Raw genomic sequence first — 6,834 nt, 5'->3', positions numbered from 1 at the left:
CAACGCGGCCGAGGCCGGGACCGCGCCGGCCGAGGAGGCCGCGCCCGCCGGACGTACGCGTCGGCGGGCCACGCGCCGGACGTCCGCGCCCGCCGGGGCTCCGGCCACCGCGGACGAGGCCGGACCTCGCGAGGAGGCCGCGCCCGCCGCCGAGGCCCCGGCCGCCGTCGCAGCCGAGGAGACCCGAGAGGCTGCGGAGAGCCGAGAGGCCGCAGCGACCGGCGAGGCCGGAGTGGCCGAGGAGGCCGCGCCCCGCCGGGTGCGCCGCCGGGCCACGCGCCGGGTGTCGGCGCCCGCCGAGGCGGTCGAGAGCGCCACCGCCGAGGCCGGTGAGGCCGCCGAGACTGCCGGGACCGCTGAGGCTGTCAGGGCCGCCGAGGGTGCCGGGACCACTGAGGCTGTCAGGACTGCCGAGGCTGTCAGGACTGCCGAGGCTGCCGGGACCAGTGAGGCTGCCGAAACCGCCGAGGCTCCCGAGGCCGCCGCCGCACAGGCCGACGAGAGTGCCGCGCCGCGCCGCACGCGCCGCCGCCGCGCCGCTGCCGCCGAGCCCGTCGTGACCGAGCCCGCCGAGACCGAGCCCGCCGAGACCGGGCCCGCCGAGCCCGTCGCGACCGAGACCGCCGTGACCGAGGCCGCCGAGCGGCCCGCCCCCGCCGCGGAGCCCGTCGTGACCGAGCCCGCCGCCGAAGCCGCCGCCGAGCAGGGCGGTCGCCGGGCGCGGCGCCGGGTGGTACGGAAGGCGGCGACCGGCTTCGCCGCGCCCGCGCAGCCCGCCGGCGACGAGTCCGAGGCCCCCAAGCGGCCCGCGCGGCCCGCCGTCGCGGTGTTCCAGCCGCCGGTGTTCACCGAGCCCAGGTTCCAGACGCCCGAGCGGGCCGCCGCCGAAGCGGCCGCGGAGGCGGCGGAGGAGGCCCCCGAGGCCGAGGAGTTCCCCGAGGAGCAGGCCGGGGCGCGCCGTCGCCGCCGGCGCAGGGCCGTGGTCGCGGAGGAGCCCGAGCCGCAGGCCGTCGAGACCGCCGTGGACGAGGGCGAGGACGAGGCGGAGGAAGCCGAGGAGGCGGAGGAGGCGGAGGAGGCCGCCGAGCACGTCGCCGAGGACGAGGACGGCGAGGAGCCCGGGTCGCGGCGCCGCCGCCGTCGCGGTGGCCGGCGCCGCCGCCGGGGCGAGGCCGGTGACTTCGCCGAGGGCGACACCGACGAGCTCGCCGCCGAGCAGGCCGAGCAGGACGCCGAGGACACCGCCGAGCAGGTCGAGGAGGACGCCGAGGACGAGGACCGGGGCGCGGACGGCGCGGGTTCGTCCGCCAGCAGCCGCCGTCGCCGTCGCCGGCGCCGCCGTGCCGGTGACTCCGCCCCGGACGCCGAGCCGTCCACCGACGACCCCGAGCGCACGGTCGTCAAGGTCCGTGAGCCGCGTCCCAAGGCCGAGCCGTCCGACGAGGTGCAGTCCATCAAGGGCTCCACCCGTCTGGAGGCGAAGAAGCAGCGCCGCCGCGAGGGGCGCGAGCAGGGCCGCCGCCGCGTGCCGATCATCACCGAGGCCGAGTTCCTGGCCCGGCGCGAGGCCGTCGAGCGCGTGATGGTGGTGCGCCAGAACGGCGACCGCACGCAGATCGGCGTCCTGGAGGACGGCGTGCTCGTCGAGCACTACGTCAACAAGGAGCAGTCGACCTCGTACGTCGGCAACGTCTACCTCGGCAAGGTGCAGAACGTCCTGCCGTCGATGGAGGCCGCCTTCATCGACATCGGCAAGGGCCGCAACGCCGTGCTGTACGCGGGCGAGGTCAACTTCGAGGCGCTGGGCATGGCCAACGGCCCGCGGCGCATCGAGTCCGCGCTCAAGTCCGGCCAGTCCGTCCTGGTGCAGGTCACCAAGGACCCGATCGGCCACAAGGGCGCCCGTCTGACCAGCCAGGTCTCCCTGCCCGGCCGCTACCTCGTGTACGTGCCCGAGGGTTCCATGACCGGCATCAGCCGCAAGCTGCCCGACACCGAGCGGTCCCGGCTGAAGACCATCCTCAAGAAGATCGTCCCCGAGGACGCGGGCGTCATCGTGCGCACCGCCGCCGAGGGCGCGAGCGAGGACGAGCTGCGCCGGGACGTCGAGCGGTTGCAGGCGCAGTGGGAGGACATCCAGAAGAAGGCCAAGAGCGGCAACGCGCCGACTCTGCTGTACGGCGAGCCGGACATGACCGTCCGCGTCGTGCGGGACATCTTCAACGAGGACTTCTCCAAGGTCATCGTGAGCGGCCCGGACGCCTGGGAGACGATCCACGGGTACGTCTCCCACGTGGCGCCGGACCTCGCCGGGCGGTTGCAGAAGTGGACCTCCGAGGTCGACGTCTTCGCCACGTACCGGATCGACGAACAGCTCGCCAAGGCGCTGGACCGCAAGGTCTGGCTGCCCAGCGGCGGTTCGCTGGTGATCGACCGGACCGAGGCGATGGTCGTCGTCGACGTCAACACCGGCAAGTTCACCGGCCAGGGCGGCAACCTGGAGGAGACGGTCACCAGGAACAACCTGGAGGCGGCCGAGGAGATCGTGCGCCAGCTGCGGCTGCGCGACCTCGGCGGCATCATCGTGATCGACTTCATCGACATGGTGCTGGAGTCCAACCGGGACCTGGTGCTGCGGCGCCTGCTGGAGTGCCTGGGCCGGGACCGTACGAAGCACCAGGTCGCCGAGGTGACCTCGCTGGGCCTGGTCCAGATGACCCGCAAGCGGGTCGGGCAGGGCCTGCTGGAGTCGTTCTCCGAGACCTGCGTGCACTGCAACGGGCGCGGCGTCATCGTGCACGTGGAGCAGCCGGCGGCCGCCGGTGGCGGCGGCAAGCGCAAGAAGCGCGCGCGGGCCGGTGCCGAGCAGCCGGAGCACCTGCACGAGGCCGTGGCCGGTGGTGTCGTCGAGGTCGGCGAGACCGCCGAGGAGGAGGCCGAGACCGAGTCCGAGGTGGCGGCCGAGGTCGCCGAGCCGGTGGCGCTGCCCGCGCCGGAGTTCGCCCCGGACGAGGAGCTGTACAGCAGCGTCGCCGAGGCCGAGGCGGCCGTGGGGCGTGGGCGTTCGCGGCGCCGGGCGAGCCGCCGGGTGTCCGCTCCGGCGGGCGCGCCCGCGCCGAAGAGCGGGGCCGACGGGGCCGGTGTGCCGGCGCCCACGGCTCAGGACGTGACGGCGGCGGAGGAGGCCGCGCGTCCGGTGCAGCCGGAGCCGGCCGCCCAGGTGCACGCCGAGCCGGTGGCCGTCGAGGACCCGGTGGTCGAGGCGCCGGCACCCGCGGAGGCACCCGCCGAGGCACCTGCCGAGGAGGCCGCGCCCAAGGGCCGGACCCGTCGCCGGGCCACCCGCAAGGTGAGCGCGCCGGCCGGTTCGCCGGCGTCGGCGGAGGCGGCGGTGGTGACGGTCGCCGAGACCGCGCCGGCCGTGGCGCAGCCGCCGGTGACCGAGGAGCCGTCGGCCACGGAGCCGTCGGTCGCGTCCTTCGCGGAGTCGCCCGTCGTGGAGTCGCCGGTCGCGGCGGAGCCGGAGCCGGCCGAGGCGGCCGCCCCGGCCCGGCCGCGCCGCCGTGCGGTCCGCAAGGCGACCGCGCCGACCGCGCCGGAGGAGGCGGCCGTGGTGGTCGTGCCGGCGGCGGACCCGCAGGTGCCGGTCGCCGAGCAGGCCGCCCACGAGGCCGAGCAGGCGCTGGTGGAGGCCCGGGAGGCCGCCGCCGAGGCCGTTGCCGGGGCCGAGGGCGACGAGTCCGTTGCCGGGGCCGAGGGCGACGAGTCCGCCCCGGCGAAGAAGACGGCCGCCCGCAAGACGGCCAAGAAGGCCACGGCGAAGAAGGCCGCCACCAAGAAGACCGCGGCCAAGAAGACGGCCGCGAAGAAGGCGACGGCCAAGAAGGCGGCGAAGTCCACCGCCACCAAGACGGCCGCCGCGAAGGCGACGTCGAAGAAGACCGCGGCGGCGGAGCAGTCGCAGCCGACCGTCTCGGTCTCGACCGACGAGGGCTGACGCCACCGGTGGGGATGCGGGGCCGGGGGACCGGCCCCGCATCCCCACCGCGGGGCCCGGTTTGACCCCCTCGGCCACCGCCCCGTAACCTTGCCCTTCGGCGTGTCCACTGCACACGCCACATCCCCGTAAACCTCTTCCTCCCGGGCATTCGGTTGGCCGGGAGAGGCCGCCGGTGTCATCGTCGGCGGCTGGCCTGCGGGGGTGCCGTTCTCCGAGCGAAAGAGAGATCCGCGTGTACGCCATCGTGCGCAGCGGTGGTCGCCAGCACAAGGTTGCTGTCGGCGACATCGTCGAGGTTGACAAGATTTCCACTGCCAAGGTCGGCGACACGGTCGAGCTCTCGACCCTGCTCGTTGTCGACGGCGACGCTGTGACCAGCGACCCGTGGGTGCTGGCCGGCATCAAGGTCCAGGCCGAGGTCGTGGACCACCACAAGGGCCAGAAGATCGACATTCTGCGCTACAAGAACAAGACCGGCTACCGCCGTCGTCAGGGCCACCGCCAGCAGTACACGGCGATCAAGGTCACTGAGATCCCCGCGGCTGCGAAGTAAGGGACTGAGGAGAGATGGCACACAAGAAGGGCGCATCGTCCACCCGTAACGGTCGCGACTCCAACGCTCAGCGCCTCGGCGTGAAGCGCTTCGGTGGTCAGGTCGTCAGCGCGGGCGAGATCCTGGTCCGTCAGCGTGGCACCCACTTCCACCCGGGTGCGGGCGTCGGCCGCGGCGGCGACGACACGCTGTTCGCGCTGCAGGCCGGTTCGGTGCAGTTCGGCACCCACCGTGGCCGCAAGGTCGTGAACATCGTTCCGGTCGCCTGACCGGAAGCTTGCGCGAGGCGGACCTCACTTCCCTCCGGGGAAGCGGGTCCGCCTTTCGCGTGTTGCTCAAGAGACATTCCCGTACGTAACTGGAGGCACCACACCATGACCACCTTCGTGGACCGCGTCGAACTGCACGTCGCCGCGGGTAACGGAGGTCACGGCTGTGCCTCCGTCCACCGTGAGAAGTTCAAGCCGCTGGGCGGACCGGACGGCGGCAACGGCGGCCGCGGCGGCGACGTGATCCTCACCGTCGACCAGTCGGTCACCACGCTGCTCGACTACCACCACTCCCCGCACCGCAAGGCCACCAACGGCAAGCCCGGCGAGGGCGGCAACCGCTCCGGCAAGGACGGCCAGGACCTGGTGCTGCCGGTGCCGGACGGGACCGTGGTGCTGGACAAGGCGGGCAACGTCCTCGCCGACCTGGTCGGGCACGGCACCTCGTACGTCGCCGCCCAGGGCGGCCGGGGCGGTCTCGGCAACGCCGCGCTGGCCTCCGCCCGGCGCAAGGCGCCCGGTTTCGCGCTGCTGGGCGTGCCCGGGGACCTCCAGGACATCGTCCTGGAGCTCAAGACCGTGGCCGACGTGGCGCTCGTGGGCTACCCGAGCGCCGGCAAGTCATCGCTGATCTCCGTGCTCAGCGCCGCCAAGCCGAAGATCGCCGACTACCCCTTCACCACGCTGGTGCCGAACCTCGGTGTCGTCACCGCCGGTTCGACCGTCTACACCATCGCCGACGTGCCCGGACTGATCCCCGGGGCCAGCCAGGGCAAGGGCCTGGGGCTGGAGTTCCTGCGGCACGTGGAGCGGTGCAGTGTGCTGGTGCACGTGCTGGACACCGCGACGCTGGAGTCCGACCGCGACCCCGTCTCCGACCTCGACGTCATCGAGGCGGAGCTGCGCGAGTACGGCGGCCTGGACAACCGGCCGCGGATCGTCGTACTGAACAAGATCGACGTGACGGACGGCAAGGACCTCGCCGAGATGGTGCGGCCGGAGCTCCAGGAGCGCGGCTACCGGGTGTTCGAGGTGTCGGCGGTGGCCCGGACCGGCCTGAAGGAGCTGTCGTACGCGCTGGCCGAACTGGTCGCGCAGGCGCGGGCCGCCCGGCCGAAGGAGGAGTCGACGCGGATCGTCATCCGGCCCAGGGCCGTGGACGACGCGGGCTTCACCGTCGTGCGCGAGGACGACGGGCTGTTCCGGGTGCGCGGCGAGAAGCCGGAACGCTGGGTGCGGCAGACCGACTTCAACAACGACGAGGCGGTCGGCTACCTGGCCGACCGGCTCAACCGGCTCGGTGTGGAGGAGGAACTGGTCAAGGCCGGTGCCCGGGCCGGGGACGGTGTGGCCATCGGGCCCGAGGAGAACGCCGTCGTGTTCGACTGGGAGCCGAGCGTCATGGCCGGTGCCGAGATGCTGGGCCGCCGGGGCGAGGACCACCGCTTCGAGGAACAGCGCCCCGCGGTGCAGCGGCGCCGGGACCGCGAGGCCGAACGGGACGAGCTGCAGCGGGAGTACGACGACTTCGAGCCGTTCTAGACACCTGCCCGGCCGGAAGGCCCGGTGAACCGCTGACCGCCGCCGCGTCCGTCACGGACGCGGCGGCGGTCTTTTCGCCGGGGCCTGGGTGGCGGAACCGGGGTGGTGGGGCCGGAACGGGTCACCGCTCGGCCAGGAGCCGCACACCGACCCTGCCGCTGCCGCTGCCGCTGCCGCTGCCGCTGCTGTCGCCGGTGCCGCTGCTGTCGCCGGTGCCGGTGCCGGTGCCGGGGGCGGGATCGGGATCGGGTCGGAGGCCGGGGCAGAAGGCGCGGTACGGCCGCCGGCCGAGGGGGCGGCCACCGCCCAGCCGCGGGCCGTACCGCAGGCCGAACCGGGCCGCAGGCCGCACCGGGGGCCGAACCGAAGGGAGCCGCACAGTCCGCCACCTGAAGCGGCGCTTTCCGGCCACGGCGCGGACACCGACGTCCGGACGCTGGACCGGTGCGCCGCCGACGATCCACTTCGCG

5 protein-coding genes are annotated in these 6,834 nt (G+C 74.2%); 4 read left to right on the top strand and 1 reads right to left on the bottom strand.

The window, feature by feature from the left end; translation table 11 throughout:
• The 4 genes from ACFF45_RS17130 to obgE all read left to right on the top strand — a co-directional run.
• Window positions 1–3,997: Rne/Rng family ribonuclease (locus ACFF45_RS17130; protein ID WP_381346917.1), on the top strand; the 3,997-nt coding region annotated here is incomplete at its 5' end.
• A 235-nt stretch (window positions 3,998–4,232) separates the two neighbouring features.
• Window positions 4,233–4,553, top strand: coding sequence for a 50S ribosomal protein L21 (gene rplU, locus ACFF45_RS17125; RefSeq protein ID WP_004931419.1), 321 nt, complete (start codon window positions 4,233–4,235; stop codon window positions 4,551–4,553).
• Between the two features lie 14 nt (window positions 4,554–4,567).
• Window positions 4,568–4,822, top strand: a complete 255-nt coding sequence (gene rpmA, locus ACFF45_RS17120) for a 50S ribosomal protein L27 (protein WP_014672692.1) — start codon at window positions 4,568–4,570, stop codon at window positions 4,820–4,822.
• A gap of 105 nt (window positions 4,823–4,927) precedes the next feature.
• Window positions 4,928–6,364: a GTPase ObgE gene (obgE, locus tag ACFF45_RS17115; protein WP_381346916.1), complete on the top strand. Its 1,437-nt coding sequence runs from the start codon at window positions 4,928–4,930 to the stop codon at window positions 6,362–6,364.
• A 121-nt stretch (window positions 6,365–6,485) separates the two neighbouring features.
• On the opposite strand, the gene ACFF45_RS17110 is transcribed toward obgE, so the two are convergent.
• Entirely contained in the window at window positions 6,486–6,716 is a 231-nt protein-coding gene (locus ACFF45_RS17110) for a hypothetical protein (RefSeq protein ID WP_381346915.1), read from the bottom strand.
• Window positions 6,717–6,834 lie beyond the last annotated feature (118 nt).

The organism is Streptomyces cinereospinus, assembly GCF_042430725.1.
Taxonomy (GTDB): Bacteria; Actinomycetota; Actinomycetes; order Streptomycetales; family Streptomycetaceae; genus Streptomyces; species Streptomyces cinereospinus.
Note: the sequence above shows the minus strand (reverse complement) of the source record. Positions and strands in the feature narration are given on the sequence as shown.

Excerpts from the sequence above, each read along its gene's own strand:
- rpmA (WP_014672692.1), top strand. The coding sequence starts at position 4,568 with ATGGCACACAAGAAGGGCGCATCGTCCACCCGTAACGGTCGCGACTCC.
- obgE (WP_381346916.1), top strand. The coding sequence starts at position 4,928 with ATGACCACCTTCGTGGACCGCGTCGAACTGCACGTCGCCGCGGGTAAC.